Annotated in this window: 14 protein-coding genes and 3 tRNA genes; 14 read left to right on the top strand and 3 right to left on the bottom strand. The window is 41.5% G+C overall.

Features of this window, described 5'->3' with window-relative positions:
• Nucleotides 1-113 precede the first annotated feature (113 nt).
• Together C5N92_RS09660 and C5N92_RS09655 are read left to right on the top strand one after the other, a co-directional pair.
• Complete coding sequence (locus C5N92_RS09660) at nucleotides 114-1,628, top strand: sodium-dependent transporter (protein WP_369828929.1); 1,515 nt, start codon at nucleotides 114-116, stop codon at nucleotides 1,626-1,628.
• A gap of 2 nt (nucleotides 1,629-1,630) precedes the next feature.
• On the top strand, nucleotides 1,631-1,729 hold the full coding sequence (locus C5N92_RS09655) for a methionine/alanine import family NSS transporter small subunit (protein ID WP_111750641.1): 99 nt from the start codon (nucleotides 1,631-1,633) through the stop codon (nucleotides 1,727-1,729).
• Nucleotides 1,730-1,848: 119 nt separating this feature from the next.
• Here C5N92_RS09655 and infA read toward each other — a convergent pair whose 3' ends face one another.
• Together infA and C5N92_RS09645 are read right to left on the bottom strand one after the other, a co-directional pair.
• The gene (infA, locus tag C5N92_RS09650) at nucleotides 1,849-2,067 is read right to left on the bottom strand and encodes a translation initiation factor IF-1 (protein WP_005712424.1); all 219 of its coding nucleotides are present in this window, start codon (nucleotides 2,065-2,067) and stop codon (nucleotides 1,849-1,851) included.
• Between the two features lie 95 nt (nucleotides 2,068-2,162).
• The gene (locus tag C5N92_RS09645) at nucleotides 2,163-2,831 is read right to left on the bottom strand and encodes a YtjB family periplasmic protein (RefSeq protein WP_111750640.1); all 669 of its coding nucleotides are present in this window, start codon (nucleotides 2,829-2,831) and stop codon (nucleotides 2,163-2,165) included.
• 83 nt (nucleotides 2,832-2,914) lie between these two features.
• Here C5N92_RS09645 and serB point away from each other — a divergent pair, with 83 nt between their 5' ends.
• The 6 genes from serB to pepT all read left to right on the top strand — a co-directional run bounded on the left by serB (nucleotide 2,915) and on the right by pepT (nucleotide 9,464).
• A complete protein-coding gene (gene serB, locus C5N92_RS09640; RefSeq protein ID WP_111750639.1) occupies nucleotides 2,915-3,775 on the top strand; it encodes a phosphoserine phosphatase SerB in 861 nt (286 codons plus the stop codon).
• Nucleotides 3,776-3,785: 10 nt separating this feature from the next.
• Entirely contained in the window at nucleotides 3,786-4,277 is a 492-nt protein-coding gene (locus C5N92_RS09635; RefSeq protein ID WP_111750638.1) for a YajQ family cyclic di-GMP-binding protein, read from the top strand.
• A 296-nt stretch (nucleotides 4,278-4,573) separates the two neighbouring features.
• The gene (dnaA, locus tag C5N92_RS09630) at nucleotides 4,574-5,920 is read left to right on the top strand and encodes a chromosomal replication initiator protein DnaA (RefSeq protein WP_181015881.1); all 1,347 of its coding nucleotides are present in this window, start codon (nucleotides 4,574-4,576) and stop codon (nucleotides 5,918-5,920) included.
• Nucleotides 5,921-5,929: 9 nt separating this feature from the next.
• Nucleotides 5,930-7,033 (top strand): DNA polymerase III subunit beta, encoded by a 1,104-nt coding sequence (gene dnaN, locus C5N92_RS09625; RefSeq protein ID WP_111750636.1) that lies wholly within the window; start codon nucleotides 5,930-5,932, stop codon nucleotides 7,031-7,033.
• A gap of 72 nt (nucleotides 7,034-7,105) precedes the next feature.
• Nucleotides 7,106-8,185, top strand: a complete 1,080-nt coding sequence (recF, locus tag C5N92_RS09620) for a DNA replication/repair protein RecF (RefSeq protein WP_111750635.1) — start codon at nucleotides 7,106-7,108, stop codon at nucleotides 8,183-8,185.
• 34 nt (nucleotides 8,186-8,219) lie between these two features.
• Complete coding sequence (pepT, locus tag C5N92_RS09615; protein WP_111750634.1) at nucleotides 8,220-9,464, top strand: peptidase T; 1,245 nt, start codon at nucleotides 8,220-8,222, stop codon at nucleotides 9,462-9,464.
• Nucleotides 9,465-9,648: 184 nt separating this feature from the next.
• Here the strand turns inward: pepT and C5N92_RS09610 are convergent, their stop codons facing one another.
• Nucleotides 9,649-10,719 (bottom strand): MFS transporter, encoded by a 1,071-nt coding sequence (locus C5N92_RS09610; RefSeq protein WP_111750633.1) that lies wholly within the window; start codon nucleotides 10,717-10,719, stop codon nucleotides 9,649-9,651.
• Nucleotides 10,720-10,786: 67 nt separating this feature from the next.
• Here C5N92_RS09610 and C5N92_RS09605 point away from each other — a divergent pair, with 67 nt between their 5' ends.
• From C5N92_RS09605 to C5N92_RS09580, 6 genes are all read left to right on the top strand, one after another.
• The gene (locus C5N92_RS09605) at nucleotides 10,787-11,251 is read left to right on the top strand and encodes a nuclear transport factor 2 family protein (RefSeq protein WP_111750632.1); all 465 of its coding nucleotides are present in this window, start codon (nucleotides 10,787-10,789) and stop codon (nucleotides 11,249-11,251) included.
• Between the two features lie 104 nt (nucleotides 11,252-11,355).
• Nucleotides 11,356-14,811 (top strand): transcription-repair coupling factor, encoded by a 3,456-nt coding sequence (mfd, locus tag C5N92_RS09600; RefSeq protein ID WP_111750631.1) that lies wholly within the window; start codon nucleotides 11,356-11,358, stop codon nucleotides 14,809-14,811.
• A gap of 180 nt (nucleotides 14,812-14,991) precedes the next feature.
• Nucleotides 14,992-15,067 (top strand) — tRNA-Gly (locus C5N92_RS09595).
• A gap of 15 nt (nucleotides 15,068-15,082) precedes the next feature.
• A tRNA-Leu gene (locus C5N92_RS09590) sits at nucleotides 15,083-15,169 on the top strand.
• Nucleotides 15,170-15,197: 28 nt separating this feature from the next.
• Nucleotides 15,198-15,273, top strand: a tRNA-Gly gene (locus C5N92_RS09585).
• A gap of 580 nt (nucleotides 15,274-15,853) precedes the next feature.
• Entirely contained in the window at nucleotides 15,854-16,306 is a 453-nt protein-coding gene (locus tag C5N92_RS09580; RefSeq protein WP_133254062.1) for a hypothetical protein, read from the top strand.
• The last annotated feature ends 2 nt before the right edge of the window (nucleotides 16,307-16,308 follow it).

Raw genomic sequence — 16,308 nt, 5'->3', positions numbered from 1 at the left:
TTGTTGCAAAATTTTCATCCTTTACTTTCTTTTGATTGTTAGGCATATTGCTAGCTTACGAGTATTAACTCGTTTAATTTTTGTTATTTATTATATTATTTGAGGTATTTACCGTGTCTAGCGTGAAGTCAACTGCATCAAGAGAAACATTCTCTGGTCGTGGTGCATTTATTATGGCAGCGATTAGTTCTGCCGTTGGTTTAGGTAACATTTGGCGCTTCCCTTATGTAACCTATGAAAATGGTGGTGGTGCGTTTATGATCCCTTATATCATTGCGCTGTTAACCGCTGGTATCCCATTACTTTTCTTAGATTATGCTATTGGTCACCGTCACCGTGGTGGTGCTCCACTCTCTTATCGTCGCTTCAACCGTAGCTTTGAAACATTTGGTTGGTGGCAAGTACTTGTTAACGTCATTATTGGACTCTACTATGCCGTCGTTTTAGGTTGGGCTGCAAGTTATACCTTCTTCTCAATTAATGGCGCTTGGGGAGACAAGCCAATTGACTTCTTTATCGGCGAATTCTTAAAAATGGGTGATATTAACCAAGGTATCAGCTTTGAATTTGTCGGAATGGTAACAGGTCCATTAATTGCAGTTTGGTTAATCTCTTTAGGTATTTTGGCACTTGGCATTCAAAAAGGGATTTCTAAGTCATCTAATATTTTAATGCCATTATTGGTTGTCATGTTCACTATCTTAGTGCTTTACTCATTAACTTTACCTGGTGCAGCAAAAGGTTTAGATGCATTGTTCACACCAAACTGGTCAAAACTTTCTGACCCAAGTGTATGGATTGCAGCTTACGGACAAATCTTCTTCTCACTTTCTATCTGTTTCGGGATTATGATTACTTACGCTTCATATTTGAAAAAGAACTCTGATTTAACAGGAAGTGGTCTAGTTGTTGGCTTTGCAAACAGTGGATTTGAAGTACTCGCAGGTATCGGTGTATTTGCTGCTCTTGGCTTTATGGCAACAGCGGCTGGACAAGAAGTGAGTGAAGTGGCAAAAGGTGGTATCGGTTTAGCATTCTTTGCATTCCCAACGATCATTAACCAAGCTCCATTTGGTGAATTAATTGGTGTACTCTTCTTCGGTTCATTAACTTTTGCAGCAATCACATCTTTTATCTCTGTTATTGAAGTCATTATTTCTGCAGTACAAGATAAGTTGCGTGTAGGACGTGTAAAAGTAACCTTCATTGTTGGGCTTCCAATGATGTTCTTATCAGTTATGCTTTTTGGTACGACAACAGGTTTACCAATGCTTGATGTATTAGATAAATTTGTAAACTACTTTGGTATCGTAGCTGTTGCATTTGTTTCTCTTGTTGCTATCGTAACTAATGAAAAATTAAGCACCTTAGGTAATCACTTGAATGAAACATCATCATTTAAGGTCGGTTTCTTCTGGCGTCTATGCATTATCTTAACAACAGGTGTTCTTGCATTTATGTTATTAAGTGAAGGAGCAAAAGTATTGTCTGAAGGTTACGAAGGCTACCCAAGCTGGTTTGTGAATATCTTTGGTTGGGGAATGGCAATCAGCTTAGTTGTTATCGCATTTTTCCTTTCACGTTTAAAATGGAAGGATGAGACATTAGCAGAACATAAAGGAGAATAAATATGAGTTCTATCGCAATTACAATGATGTGTGTTGCTCTTGTTATTATTTGGGGTGGATTAGTTTACGCGATTAAACGTTTACCAAAAGAAGAGCAATAATGGCAGAAATATAAAAGAAAAAACCGCTTGTATTCTATACAAGCGGTTTTTCATAAGTACTGAGAAAAACATAGGCAATAGTTCTATTACCTATGAATAATTTTCGTATTTATAAAATATTATCTCGCACGGAAAATAATACGACCTTTGCTTAGATCGTATGGTGTCATTTCAACGGTCACTTTATCTCCCGTTAAAATACGGATATAGTTTTTACGCATTTTTCCTGAAATATGTGCTGTGACAACGTGTCCATTTTCAAGTTCTACACGGAACATCGTGTTAGGTAAGGTTTCTAAAATTGTACCTTGCATTTCAATGCAATCTTCTTTAGCCATTTATTCCTCTTTGGATTAGGTTTAAGTTTAGTTTATTAATAGTGTCATAAAGACAAAAACGGGCGATATTATACTCTCCCTTGCCCGAATTACAATCATTTACGGCGAAAAGCCCGTCGACGAGAGTGAAATCGTTGTGCTTGGCTTTTGAATGTCGTCGTTGCTAGTTTTATCGGTAATGCTGCGATCGCACTATCTCTGCCTGAAAAATAGAAAAAGCAACTGACAAATAATCCTCCTGCGAGAAATAGGATAATAAGTTCTCCGTAAAGTAAGTGAAATAGCTCATTGACTTTACTCTGTGTTGTCTGCCCATATTGCGTATCAAAAGTGACACGTAAAAAGCCAATCAAATCATCTTTAGCAAAAATAGGCTCGACAATTTGTTGCGTCGTTTTTATTGTTTCTGGATTTTCACCATTTAATTTAGGATTAAATTCGACCGCATTTCTACTTTGTGCAATCAAACTACCTGATGCAGAATATAGGTTTGCATCAATCACAAATTCTTCTTTAGCAAAGGCATCAAGCGCTTCAATAAGCTCTTCATTTTTGGTATTTTTTACCAACATTAATGAAAAGAGATTCGCCTGTTGACGCACCAACAAATGCGAAAGATTTGTCACTTGGTTAATCCCTGCAAGTTGTGATCCGACTTTGAAGTGACCGATGCCATTTAGAATCACACCAACAACAGCAAGGCACAACACGATAATTAGTGCAATAACACTGCTTTTTACTGCTTTTTCACGAGAAATATACATATTTGCCCTCATAAATTGGGGCGTGATTGTAGCACGGAATTTTGCTAAATTAGCAACAATTCACACAACATCTTGGAATCACTATGTCACAAACCTTTTTTATCTACAGCAAAACATTAACCGCAGAGCAAATTGCTCAATTTGCCCAAGCCAGTTCCGCTACCCTTGTTAAACAAGCGGTCTATTTAGGCTATCAAATTGCATTTTTTCAGGGAGATCTGACCGCTTGTTTGCGTGAAAAAGCCCAAGCAGTACAGGCGGATTTCAGCTCATTAGAAATTATACCAACCCTGACACAGCAAGGTTTACTTGTAATGGATATGGACTCAACAGCGATTAAAATTGAGTGCATTGACGAAATTGCAAAACTAGCTGGCACAGGGGAAATCGTTTCAGCCATTACCGCCAGTGCAATGCGTGGCGAGTTGGATTTTGAGCAAAGTTTGCGTAAACGGGTTGGCACGCTAGAAAATGCCCCTGAAGCGATTTTGCAAAAGGTGCGTGAAAAACTACCGCTTATGGACGGCTTTGAGCAAATGGTCGAGATCTTAAAAGCTCACGGCTGGAAACTGGCGATTGCCTCAGGCGGTTTTGATTATTTTGCCGATTATCTCAAACAGACCTACGGCTTAGATTATGCGGTGTCAAACCAACTTGAAATTATTGACGGCAAATTGACAGGCAAGGTGTTAGGCAAAGTGGTGGACGCTCAATATAAAGCAGAAACACTACAAGCTCTTGCAGAACGTTTTTCGATCCCACAATCGCAATGGGTTGCCGTGGGCGATGGAGCTAACGATCTGCCGATGTTAAAAACAGCCAGTTTAGGCGTGGCACTACACGCAAAACCAAAAGTACAAGAACAAGCGGAATTTGTGGTAAACTTTGGCGATTTAACGGCGTTGGTGTTGTTGCTCAATGCTAAAGCAATTTTTAATGAATAAGGGGAAAACTATGCCATCTTTTGATATTGTATCTGAAATTACGATGCACGAAGTGCGTAATGCGGTGGAAAATGCTAACCGTGTGTTAAGTACACGCTACGATTTTCGTGGGGTGGAAGCGGTAATGGAGTTGAATGAAAAAAACGAGAGCATTAAACTCACAACCGAGTCAGATTTCCAACTGGAGCAGTTAATTGAGATTTTAATCGGCTCTTGTGTGAAACGTGGTATTGAGCATAGCTCGCTTGATATTCCAACGGAAAGCGAACATCACGGCAAACTTTACAGCAAAGAGATCAAGCTCAAACAAGGTATTGAGAGTGATATGGCGAAGAAAATCACTAAGCTTATCAAAGACTCGAAAATTAAAGTACAAACCCAAATCCAAGGGGATTCGGTGCGTGTAATGGGGAAATCTCGTGATGATTTGCAAGCCACTATTCAGCTGGTTAAAACCGCAGAGTTAGGGCAGCCGTTTCAGTTTAATAACTTTCGTGATTAATTTGATTTTACAAGCGGCTAGATTTAAGTAACGTTTTACATTTTTATTAAGAAAGGTACTGCGATTTTGTTGTAGTACCTTTTTAGTTTTTGAATGGCTTCGTCGGTTAAAATGAAGAGTAATGTCATATTACTTAGTATAGGAATTGGATAATTATTTACGATGAGTTTTATGTAACTGTTGCATAATAGCAAGGCAATATCATTATTTTACTAAGATAGTGAGATTGCACTTAAAAATTCACAAGATTTCGAAGGTATTTTCGGGTATCATACTCTCCTTTTCATCTAGTTAATTTGGAGCTAACAGTGTCTTCCCTTTGGTCTGATTGTTTGAGTCATTTACAAGCAAAAGTGTCGCCTACTGATTACAGTACTTGGTTGCGTCCGTTGCAAGCAAGTATGGTAAATGGTGATCTTGTATTGTATGCACATAATCAATTTGTGGCTAATTGGGTAAAAGAGAAGTTCTTAAATGAGATTCTTACCCTTTCTCGTGGATTATCAAAAAATGATAATTTGAGTGTAGAAATTCGAGTTGGTATTAAGCCTGTTGAGCAAGAAATTACTCAGCCTGTTCAGACCGCAATGGTTACGAAGGACTCAACATCAGCGACTCTTCGTACAGGACTGATTGAAACACTGACTTTTGATAATTTTGTGCAGGGTAAATCAAATCAGTTAGCAAAAGCCATAGCCCAGCAGGTAGCTAATCACCCTGGTGAAAGCCATTGCAATCCATTTTCGCTCTACGGTGGGACAGGTTTAGGTAAAACCCACTTATTACATGCTATTGGTAATGAAATTTTAAAGCAAAACCCAAATGCAAGGGTGGTTTATATCCATTCAGAGCGTTTTGTGCAAGACATGGTAAAAGCGTTACAAGCAAATACGATTGAAAACTTTAAAAAGTTTTACCGTTCTCTTGATGTGTTAATGATCGATGATATTCAGTTTTTTGCTAAGAAAGAGATCACGCAGGAAGAGTTTTTCCATACCTTTAACTCGTTATTTGAACGCAGTAAGCAAATTATTGTGACATCCGATGTATTCCCTAAAAATATTGAAAAAATTGAAGAGCGAATTCGTTCTCGCTTAAGTTGGGGAGTCAATGCCGCTATTGAACCGCCAGAACTTGAAACCCGTATAGCTATTTTGATGAAAAAAGCAGAAGCGCGTGGTGTTAAACTTAACGAAGATGTTGCATTTTTCCTAGGTCAGAAACTGAGAACGAATGTACGAGAACTAGAAGGTGCATTAAATCGTATGTTTGCTTGGAGTAGCTTTACTAAGCGTCAAATTACGGTAGATGCTGTGCGTGAAGCGCTAAAAGATCTCATCGCTTCTTATGATCATTTAATTACTATAGAAAATATTCAGAAGACGGTTGCTGAATATTACAATATCAAAATGACAGATTTAAAATCGAAAAGCCGTACTCGTTCGGTTGCTCGTCCACGTCAAATGGCGATGGCGCTTGCTAAAGAGCTGACGAACCACAGTTTGCCTGAAATTGGGCGTGAATTTGGCGGACGTGATCACACAACAGTGATGCACGCTTGCAAAACGATTAATGAATTGAGAGATACTGACAACAGTATTCAAGAAGATTATACTAATTTAACACGCAAATTATCGTCTTAAGGAATTGTTATGCAATTTACTATTACCCGTGAGCAGTTACTCAAGCCGTTACAACAGGTTTGTGGCGTATTAACCAGCCGTCCAACCCTGCCAGTGATTAACAACATTTTGTTAGACATCGAAGGAAACCGTTTATCTTTAACGGGAACTGATTTAGAAGTAGAACTCACTACTCAAGCTGAACTATTTGAAGCGGTCAGTTTTTCTGGCAAATTTACTATTCCTGCGAAAAAGTTTTTAGATATTTGCCGTAGCTTACCTGATGATAGTGTGATTTCGGTACAGTTTGACGAAGATCGTGTTTTTATCCGTGCAGATCGCAGTAAATTCAATCTTGCCACCTTGCCAGCGTCTGACTATCCAAGTTTAATGGACTGGAAGCCTGAAGTCGATTTCACCATTGAGCAAGCCACCCTTGCCCGTTTGATTGATGCAACACAGTTCTCAATGGCAAACCAAGATGCACGTTACTTCTTAAATGGTATGAAGTTTGAGACAGAAGGTAATTTATTACGAACAGTTGCGACAGATGGACATCGTCTTGCCGTTTGTACAATGGCGTTAAATCAAGAACTCTTAACCCATTCCGTCATTGTGCCACGCAAAGCGGTATTGGAATTAGCCCGCTTGGTAAGCCACAATAGCGAAAATGTGCGTTTAGAAATCGGTACAAGCAATTTGCGTGTGTCAATGAATGGCATTGTTTTCACATCAAAATTGATTGACGGACGTTTCCCTGATTACCGCCGTGTCTTGCCACGCAATGCAGATCGTATTTTAGAAGCCGATGCGGAAGTGTTAAAACGTGCTTTAGTGCGTGCGGCGATTTTATCTAACGAACGTTTCCGTGGCGTGCGTTTGGCTCTCAATCAAAATCTATTAAAAATCACCGCCAACAACCCAGAGCAAGAAGAAGCGGAAGAGATCATTGATGTCTCTTACCAAAGTGCTGAAATGGAAGTGGGCTTTAACGTGAGCTATCTGTTAGATGTGTTAAACACCTTGAAGTGCCAACGTGTGCGAATTAGCCTTGTGGACTCAAGCTCAAGCTGTTTGATTGAAGATTGTGATAATGCAACGGCAGAATATGTGATTATGCCGATGAGATTATAATTTTCAGATAGTCGGACACACTGCGTGTGTCCGCAAAAACCATAAAAAATTTAACCGCTTGTAAACGTTAAAATGCCCCTATCCCGTTTAATTATCAACAACTTCCGAAATCTCACTGCCGTGGATCTTGAATTAAGCCACGGCTTTAACTTTTTGGTGGGCGAAAACGGCAGCGGCAAAACGAGCCTACTTGAAGCGATTTTCTATCTCGGACACGGCAGATCTTTCAAAAGCCACATCAGCAACCGCATTATTCACTACGATCAAGATCAATTTACGCTCTTTGGCAAAGTTGAAGAAGCAAAACATCAATGGTCGGTCGGGCTACAAAAAAACCGCCAGGGCGATACCGCACTTAAAATCAACGGCGAAGACGGCAAAAAAATTTCCGATCTTGCTCACTTGTTGCCAATGCAAGTGATCACCCCAGAAGGCTTGACCCTACTCAACGGCGGACCAACTTACCGCCGAGCCTTTTTGGACTGGGGGCTGTTTCACCAATATCCCGAATTTTATCAACATTGGGCGAACCTAAAACGCCTGCTCAAACAACGTAATTCCGCCCTAAGCCAAGTGCGACACTACGGCGAACTTAAACCGTGGGATATTGAACTGGCGAAACTGGCTCAAATTGTCAGTCAACTGCGAGCCAACTACGCCGAAGCGTTACGCCCTGAAATTGAGCGGACTTGCCAATTTTTCCTGCCTGAATTAACCATTAGCGTTAGTTTTCATCAAGGTTGGGAAAAAGAGAGCGATTATGCGGAGATTTTGGCACAAGGCTTTGAGCGAGATCGTGCGGTGGGCTACACAATGGTTGGCCCGCAAAAAGCCGATTTCCGCTTTCGAGCCAACGGCTTACCTGTGGAAGATGTGCTGTCTCGTGGACAGCTCAAACTGCTGATGTGTGCCTTACGCCTTGCTCAAGGGGAATACTTAATCGCCCAAAAAAACCGACAATGTCTGTTTTTGATAGACGATTTCGCTTCCGAACTTGACCCCACCAAACGAGAACTTCTCGCCCACCGCCTACGCCAAAGCGGTTCACAAGTGTTCGTTACTGCGATTACAAAAGATCAGTTACAACAGATGCAATGGCAAGAACAGAGCGATGATCGGTTGTTTGTGGTAAAGAAAGGGGAAATCGCATAACGACCTTTAACCATTTTCTCATTAAGGAGTATCTATGATTCCATTCAAATCCGCCCTACTCGAACGCCTATTATGCTACGTTCAAATCCATACCGCGTCCGACCCTAAAAGCACTACCGTACCAAGTTCACCGCAACAGTGGGACTTACTTCATCTGTTAAAAAACGAAATGGAAACAATGGGTTTGACCGAGATTGAAGTCGATCCAAACGGCTATCTGTTTGCCACCTTACCAGCCAATACGGACAAAGCGGTTCCTGTATTGGGGTTATTGGCTCACGTTGATACTTCACCCGATTTCAACGGCGAGAACGTTAAACCTCAGGTAATTGAACATTATGCAGGGGGCGATATTCTGCTTAAAGGCAGTGAAGATTATCTTTCGCCGAAAGATTTTCCGAATTTAAACGGCTTGGTTGGACACACTCTCGTCACCACTGATGGTACAACCTTACTTGGTGCAGACGATAAATCAGGTATTGCGATTATTCTCTCAGCGGTGGAGTATTTGCTCGCTCACCCTGAAATCAAACACGGGAAGATCCGTATCGGCTTTACGACTGACGAAGAGATCGGACGTGGGGCGGATCATTTTGATGTAAAATCTTTTGGTGCTGATGTCGCTTATACCTTAGACGGAGGACCTTTAGGTGAATTACAGTATGAAAACTTCAATGCTGACGCAGCAACCGTGACTTTCTACGGACGTAGTGTTCACCCTGGCACAGCAAAAGGCAAAATGATTAACGCCTTAGAGCGAGCTTGTGAGTTCCAAAATAGTCTACCACCACACTTAACCCCAGCCACGAGCGAAGGACGGGAAGGCTTTATTATGTTGCACGGCATTGAAGGGGATTTAAGCGAATGCCACATTCACTATATCTTACGCAGTTTTGAGCGTGAAGAATTGGCAAAATTCGGCGGCTATCTCACCGCTTGTATGGCTCAAATGCAACAAAAATATGGCGAATATTGCGGAAAAGTCGAGATTGTCGAACAATATCGAAATATGTATGAAGTGGTGAAAGATTACCGCTATTTGATCGACATTGCCGAAAGCGTAATGAAAGCACAAGGCATTACACCAAATCTAGAGCCAATTCGTGGCGGTACTGACGGCTCACGCCTCTCTTATATGGGCTTACCAACGCCAAATCTTTTCACTGGGGGCGAAAATTTCCACGGACGCTTTGAGTTTATTTCAGTCGATGTAATGGAACAGGCGACGAATGTGGTGGTTGGAATTGCCAAAGCCTTTGGAGAACATGAATTTAATTGATCGAATGTTGACAAGCGGTCTGTTTTCCACGATTTTTTCGGTTTTATGTAGCAGTTGCACAAAACTCAAAAAAACTTGTAGGGGCGGGGATAACCCCCTACTCTGTATTTGTGCAACTACCACATAAAACAAGATTTTTTGCAAGAAAATCAGACAAACAGACCGCTTGTTATGGCTTTTCAGACTAGATCAAAAATACAAACGGCAACGCATTCATTATCACGGCAGTTGTTATCGCTAAAATCATTTTTGACATACCAAACATCAGCCCTTGATTTTCGCCTTTATCCAATTTCACCAACACATTTGCCAACGCTGTATTGGTAAATAAAATCACCACCGCAAAAATCGCTAAATAAGCAAATGCCGAAATTACAGAGAGCGATTGCAACGTATAGAACCACGGCAAGAGCAGCAACATAATCAAAATCGGGCTGATATAGACCAATTTTGCGATACCGAGATTGAGCTTGCGGGAAAAACGGGATTGCAACAACACCGCAATCAAGTTATTTACAAAGAAAACAATGGAAACTAACTCTTGTCGGTCGAGCAAATTGGTGAAAATATAAGGGAAAATCACATAAAACGCACTGCCCAAGCCTAACGGAATAAAGAGCAGTAAATGAACAAAAATAAAGCGTCTAGTTAAAACCGCTTTCACTTCGCTAAATTTAAAACGCCCGCCTTTTACCGCTTTACACTCATCTTTCGGCATTGTTTTTAGCATAAACAGCAACATTGCAATTTCAATAAAACAGCTCAGCCAAATTAACCATTCCGCTTTACGATAGAAAATAAAGGGTAATGAAAGCAATGGTGCAACCATTGACGCAAGGCTAGAGATTTTAAGAAATTTGCCTTGTGCTTTTGCTTTTGATGCATAATTATCGGCAGTATTGGTGAGCAGAAACGCTCTCGCATTCGTACCAAATAAGGTGCTACCAAAACCAAAGCAGAATGTTGCTAATAGTAGAAATACATATTGATTGGTCAGCAACAATAACAGATAAGCAAAGGTGTCCAACAAACAGCCGAGCAACATAATGTAAGAACGCCCAAAGCGGTCGCCCCACGACCCCGCAAATAACGAAAAAGCTTGGCTAGAAAAAACAAGTAACGAAAAGGCGGTCGCAATTTGACTTGCTTCAAAGCCCTTATAGTATTGCAAATAGATAAAAAACACACTTTGCATTGCAGTGTAAGCCAGCCCTGAAAAGAACTTACGCCACAAGATCATATTTTGTACATTCATCGCATAATCCGAGTATGACAAAGGGAAAATTTGCGTATAATATACCCAAAATATCGGAGAGATTGAAATGAAAAAAGTAAAATTTTGGCAGCCAATTTTGGCTATTTTTCTCGGGTTAAGTGCTTCTGTCGCAGGCAGTTATCCTGCAATTAAATCGATCAAAGCAGAACGTGAAATCACACAGACAGAGATTATTGAATTAACTCAACAATTACATGATGCCTTGTTACATCGGGATTTTCCCCAATTACAAGCATTATTGGCGGACGATTTTGAAGTTCACGTCGGGTCAGAACTTGTTCTTTCCAAACAGGAATGGATCAAAAACATTCAACGAAAAAATGTAAATTACGGTGAAATTGAAACGTTACGCAATTTTGATTTTCAGGGCAATCAATTTACCAATTTATCAAATGTCTCGGGCGAATTTTGCGGCGTAGAATCAGAATCTTTAGTTGAAGCCACTATTACCACAGTTGAACGTAAAGATAAACGACAAATTAAGCGGTTGATTATTAAAAAGCTGGCGTAGGGACTTGATACAAGCGGTCTGATTTCTTCCACTTTTTGCAACTCCCCGCTATTGCGAGTACAATCCCCTTATTTGCAAAATTTCAGATAAATCAAACCGCTTGTATGTCATTTGAACTTCAATTTCGGCTGCCGAAAACGGACAGCACTCATCAAGATCATCAAACTTTAGGCAATTTAATCGGGCATTCGGACACCCTTGCGATTGTGCAGGCAAGCCAGCAATTTCAAGGCTTGACGGTGGTGGTAACGCCCGATACTCGCACGGCGTTGCGGTTGGAGAAAAGTTTGCCGACCTTTACTCATTTGCCTGTGCAACTTTTTCCCGATTGGGAAACCTTGCCTTACGATAATTTTTCGCCACATCAAGATATTATTTCCGCACGGCTGTCGGCTCTGTTTCAGTTGCAACAAGGGCAGAAGCAAATTTTTCTGTTGCCAATCAATACCTTATTGCAAAAAGTCTGTCCGCCGAGCTATTTGGCGAACAATGTGTTGCTGATTAAAAAAGGCGACCGTTTTTCTATTGAGAAATTGCGGTTGCAGCTTGAAAATGCAGGCTATCGAGCGGTAGAGCAGGTGTTGGAATATGGCGAATATGCGGTGCGTGGGGCGTTGCTTGATCTCTATCCAATGGGGGCAAGTTCGCCGTACCGTTTGGATTTTTTTGATGATGAAATCGACACCATTCGCACCTTTGATGTGGATAATCAACGCACCATTGAGCAGATTGACGAAATCAATTTACTGCCAGCCCACGAGTTCCCGACAGATAGCAACGGGATCGAGTATTTTCGTGGCAAATTCCGTGAACAATTCGGAGAAATCCGCCGTGAGCCTGAGCATATTTATCAACAAGTGAGCAAAGGCGTACTGAACGCTGGGATTGAATACTGGCAGCCGCTCTTTTTCGAGCAAATGGCGAGCCTGTTTGATTATCTGCCTGAACAAACGCTGTTTATTACCTTTGCCGATATTCAACAAAAAGCCGAGCAATTTCAACAAGATATCGCAACACGCTACGAAAGTCGCCGTGTCGATCCAATGCGTCCGTTGCTGCCCCCTGAACAGCTTTGGTTCCCGATTGATTACATTAATCAACAGCTCAAACATTATCCACGTTTAACGCTAACGCAGGAAAAAATCCGTAGTTCCGCCGCTAAACAAAATGCCAACCTTGAGCCGTTGCCAGATCTGGCGATCCAATCGGGGCAGAAAGAGCCGTTTGCGGCGTTTTTGCAGTTCCAACAAAAATTTAAAGGGCAGTTGCTCTTTTCGGTGGAAACCGAAGGCAGACGGGAAACCTTGCTCGAGCTACTCGCACCGCTCAATATCAAGCCGAAGCAGGTGAAAACTTTAGACGAGATAAATTCGCAAATTTCGCTCTTAATCTCACCGCTTGATCAAGGGTTTATTCTTGATGCAAGCGGTCAAAAACTGGCGATTATTTGCGAAACGGATCTGTTGGGTGAAAAGGTACAACAAAGTCGCCGCCAAGAGCGAAACCGCAAAACTGTCAATCCTGATACGCTGATCCGAAACCTTGCCGAACTGAAAATCGGGCAGGCGGTGGTGCATTTGGAAAATGGAGTAGGGCGGTATGCCGGTTTAACCACCCTTGACGCTGGCGGCATTAAGGCGGAGTACCTTGTGTTGCAGTATGCCAATGATGCCAAACTTTATGTGCCAGTGGCTTCGTTACATTTGATTAGCCGTTATATCGGCGGTAGTGATGAAAATGCTCCGTTGCACAAGCTCGGCTCGGAAGCGTGGGCGAAAACCCGTCAAAAAGCAGCGGAGAAAATTCGTGATGTGGCGGCGGAATTGCTTGATGTATATGCTAAACGTGAGTCGCAAAAAGGCTTTGCGTTCGAGTATGATCGTGATGCGTTCGTGCAATTTAGCAACACATTCCCGTTTGAAGAAACGGAAGATCAGAAAACCGCAATCAATGCGGTCATCAGCGATATGTGCTTGCCAAAAGCAATGGATCGCCTTGTGTGTGGCGATGTGGGCTTCGGCAAAACCGAAGTGGCAATGCGAGCGACCTTTTTGGCGGTGATGAACCATAAACAAGTGGCGATCCTTGCCCCGACAACGCTGTTGGCTCAACAACATTTTGAGAATTTCAAAGATCGTTTTGCCAATTATCCGATCAACGTGGAAGTGCTTTCTCGTTTCAAAACCGCCAAAGAGCAGAAAGAGATTTTGGCAAAAGTGGCGGAAGGTAAGGTTGATATTTTGGTCGGTACGCATAAATTGTTGCAGGAAGATGTGCAGTTTCGGGATTTGGGCTTGTTGGTAATTGACGAAGAACACCGTTTCGGCGTGCGACAAAAAGAGCGGATCAAGCAGTTGCGAGCCAATATCGATATCTTGACCTTGACCGCAACGCCGATCCCGAGAACGCTGAATATGGCGTTGAACGGAATGCGAGATCTGTCGATTATCGCTAGTCCGCCAGCTCGCCGTTTGTCGATCAAAACCTTTGTGCGACAGAGCGATGACACGGTGATTAAAGAAGCGATTTTGCGTGAAATTCTGCGTGGCGGACAGGTTTATTATCTGCATAACGATGTGGCAACCATTGAAAATACCGCTCAAGAGCTGGCAAAACTCGTGCCTGAAGCACGGATTGTGATCGGACACGGGCAAATGCGTGAACGTGAGCTAGAGCGAGTGATGTCCGATTTTTATCATCAACGTTTTAACCTGTTGGTCTGCTCAACCATTATCGAAACAGGGATTGACGTACCAACGGCGAACACGATCATCATTGAACGAGCGGATAAATTCGGCTTGGCACAGCTTCACCAACTGCGTGGGCGTGTTGGGCGTTCCCATCATCAAGCCTACGCCTATATGCTGACCCCACCGCCAAAAACGCTCACCAAAGACGCACAGCAACGACTTGAAGCGATGAGTACTATCGACAATCTTGGGGCTGGTTTTGTGTTGGCGACCCACGATCTTGAAATTCGCGGGGCAGGCGAATTGCTAGGGAGCGAACAGAGCGGACAGATTGAGAGCTTGGGCTTTTCGCTTTATATGGAACTGCTTGAAAATGCGGTCAAAGCCTTGCAGGAAGGACGTGAGCCAACCCTTGATGAAATTACGCAGCAGCAAGTTGAGATTGAACTGCGTGTGCCTGCGTTACTGCCTGACGATTATCTGCCTGATGTGAATATGCGTTTGTCGTTCTACAAACGCATTGCCAGTGCCGAAAGTGATGAAGCACTTAAAGACTTGAAAATCGAGCTGATCGACCGTTTCGGTTTGTTGCCAGAAGCGACCAAAAACCTGTTCCAAATCACCCAGTTACGCCATTTGGCAAAAGGGTTACAGCTGAAAAAAGTCGATGCAGGTATTCACGGCGGTTATCTCGAGTTCAAACCAACGGCAACGCCTGATCCGATGAAGTTTTTAAAACTGATTCAAGCAGATAAAAACGTCTATAAATTTGACGGACCATTGAAGTTTAGATTTACCAAACCGATGGAACGGGCGGAAGAAAGGTTGAAGTTTGTGGCGGAGTTGATTGAAGGTTTGGTAAAAGAGTAGGATTGCAAGCGGGTAGATTTGTACGATTTTCTGCAAAAAGTGCATTCTGCCCGAAATTTTCTCAAGAATTTTCTAATTTTTAGCCGAATAAATAAATTTTTGAGATTTGTATTTGACAAAAGTTTAAAAATCTCTAAAATGCGCCACACAAATTCGCTACGACATCGTAGCGTTTTTATTGCGGGAATAGCTCAGTTGGTAGAGCACGACCTTGCCAAGGTCGGGGTCGCGAGTTCGAGCCTCGTTTCCCGCTCCATTTTTTATGCGTTGTGCCCGAGTGGCGGAATCGGTAGACGCAAGGGATTTAAAATCCCTCGCCTTTCGGGGCGTGCCAGTTCAAGTCTGGCCTCGGGCACCATTTATAAAAAATTAGTTACCAAATCAATGCGGGAATAGCTCAGTTGGTAGAGCACGACCTTGCCAAGGTCGGGGTCGCGAGTTCGAGTCTCGTTTCCCGCTCCATTTTTTATACTCTTCTCTATTTCTGTCAAAACTAGTTTAGTATTTAATTCTATTTATTCCTAGTTTATTTTTCTTGTTTACTTAGGGCTTATAATTTCATTAAGCTTTTCTGAGCTTTGTGCAACTACTACATAATATCGAAATTTTCTATTTAGGATAATATAGCCTATAACTACACTAATATGAAATGAGTAAGTAGCTATCTCAACTAGATGCTAAACTAACATCGCTTGCTACGGGTGAACAGAATAGACAGGAGTTTGTTTTAGCTAAACTATTAGAAATTCATTTTTTTTAGCTTTTTTCCTAAGTTTGGAAAGACAAAGGATTGGTTAGACCTTGAAGAAAAACAGTATAAAAATGAATACTGTTATGCTGAAATTTTTAATGTATATAGATAAAAAACTCACCACCCTGCTTGACAATCCCCCCCCTTTATAATTTTGACAATTTTATTGATGCTTTTTTAATGTGATTTATAAATAGGTATGTGTCTATCTATTTATTGAATGGCATTTTTAAGAGCGGTATTTGGTGCTTTTATCATTGTGTAAATGTACCAAATTTGATCATGGAGAATATGATGCCAGAAATAAAGTTTATTAAAAGTAAAGAATATCTAGTTTTAAAAGATATGAAATTTGAAGCTAAGAAGTTGAAGAATAGTAGCTCTTCCATCTATTTTTATGTAGGGAGAGCGTATTCAAGACCTGAGTATGCCATATCAATATGTGGTAATGATGATATAGGAGCTTTTTCGTCTGTATGGATTACCTTTTCTGAAATAAAAGAATTTCTAAAGCATTTGATAGGAACACAGTTTGGTACAGATGAATTTAATGAGCTATACCAATCAGGGAATAACAATAATGCGGGTTTTATTGCTGCTGTATTGTTAAGTGAAAAATTTGGCGTTATCCGTAAAGAACCTAATGAGTTTAAGTATACAGTAGTTGAAGACTACATGAATAAATTGAAGTCATTTGAACAGGAATTGCAGACTTATTTTACTACATATGATGAGAAGGAGTAATG

Source organism: Glaesserella australis (assembly GCF_003260095.1).
Lineage (GTDB): Bacteria > Pseudomonadota > Gammaproteobacteria > Enterobacterales > Pasteurellaceae > Glaesserella > Glaesserella australis.
The sequence above is the reverse complement of the archived record's forward strand: the minus strand, read 5'-3'. Positions and strand labels throughout refer to the sequence as shown.

Coding starts and splice junctions, on each gene's coding strand:
- infA (WP_005712424.1), bottom strand. CDS start 2,067: ATGGCTAAAGAAGATTGCATTGAAATGCAAGGTACAATTTTAGAAACC.
- C5N92_RS09580 (WP_133254062.1), top strand. CDS start 15,854: ATGATGCCAGAAATAAAGTTTATTAAAAGTAAAGAATATCTAGTTTTA.
- C5N92_RS09655 (WP_111750641.1), top strand. CDS start 1,631: ATGAGTTCTATCGCAATTACAATGATGTGTGTTGCTCTTGTTATTATT.
- pepT (WP_111750634.1), top strand. CDS start 8,220: ATGATTCCATTCAAATCCGCCCTACTCGAACGCCTATTATGCTACGTT.
- dnaN (WP_111750636.1), top strand. CDS start 5,930: ATGCAATTTACTATTACCCGTGAGCAGTTACTCAAGCCGTTACAACAG.
- C5N92_RS09605 (WP_111750632.1), top strand. CDS start 10,787: ATGAAAAAAGTAAAATTTTGGCAGCCAATTTTGGCTATTTTTCTCGGG.
- C5N92_RS09645 (WP_111750640.1), bottom strand. CDS start 2,831: ATGTATATTTCTCGTGAAAAAGCAGTAAAAAGCAGTGTTATTGCACTA.
- mfd (WP_111750631.1), top strand. CDS start 11,356: ATGTCATTTGAACTTCAATTTCGGCTGCCGAAAACGGACAGCACTCAT.
- C5N92_RS09610 (WP_111750633.1), bottom strand. CDS start 10,719: ATGAATGTACAAAATATGATCTTGTGGCGTAAGTTCTTTTCAGGGCTG.
- recF (WP_111750635.1), top strand. CDS start 7,106: ATGCCCCTATCCCGTTTAATTATCAACAACTTCCGAAATCTCACTGCC.
- C5N92_RS09635 (WP_111750638.1), top strand. CDS start 3,786: ATGCCATCTTTTGATATTGTATCTGAAATTACGATGCACGAAGTGCGT.
- serB (WP_111750639.1), top strand. CDS start 2,915: ATGTCACAAACCTTTTTTATCTACAGCAAAACATTAACCGCAGAGCAA.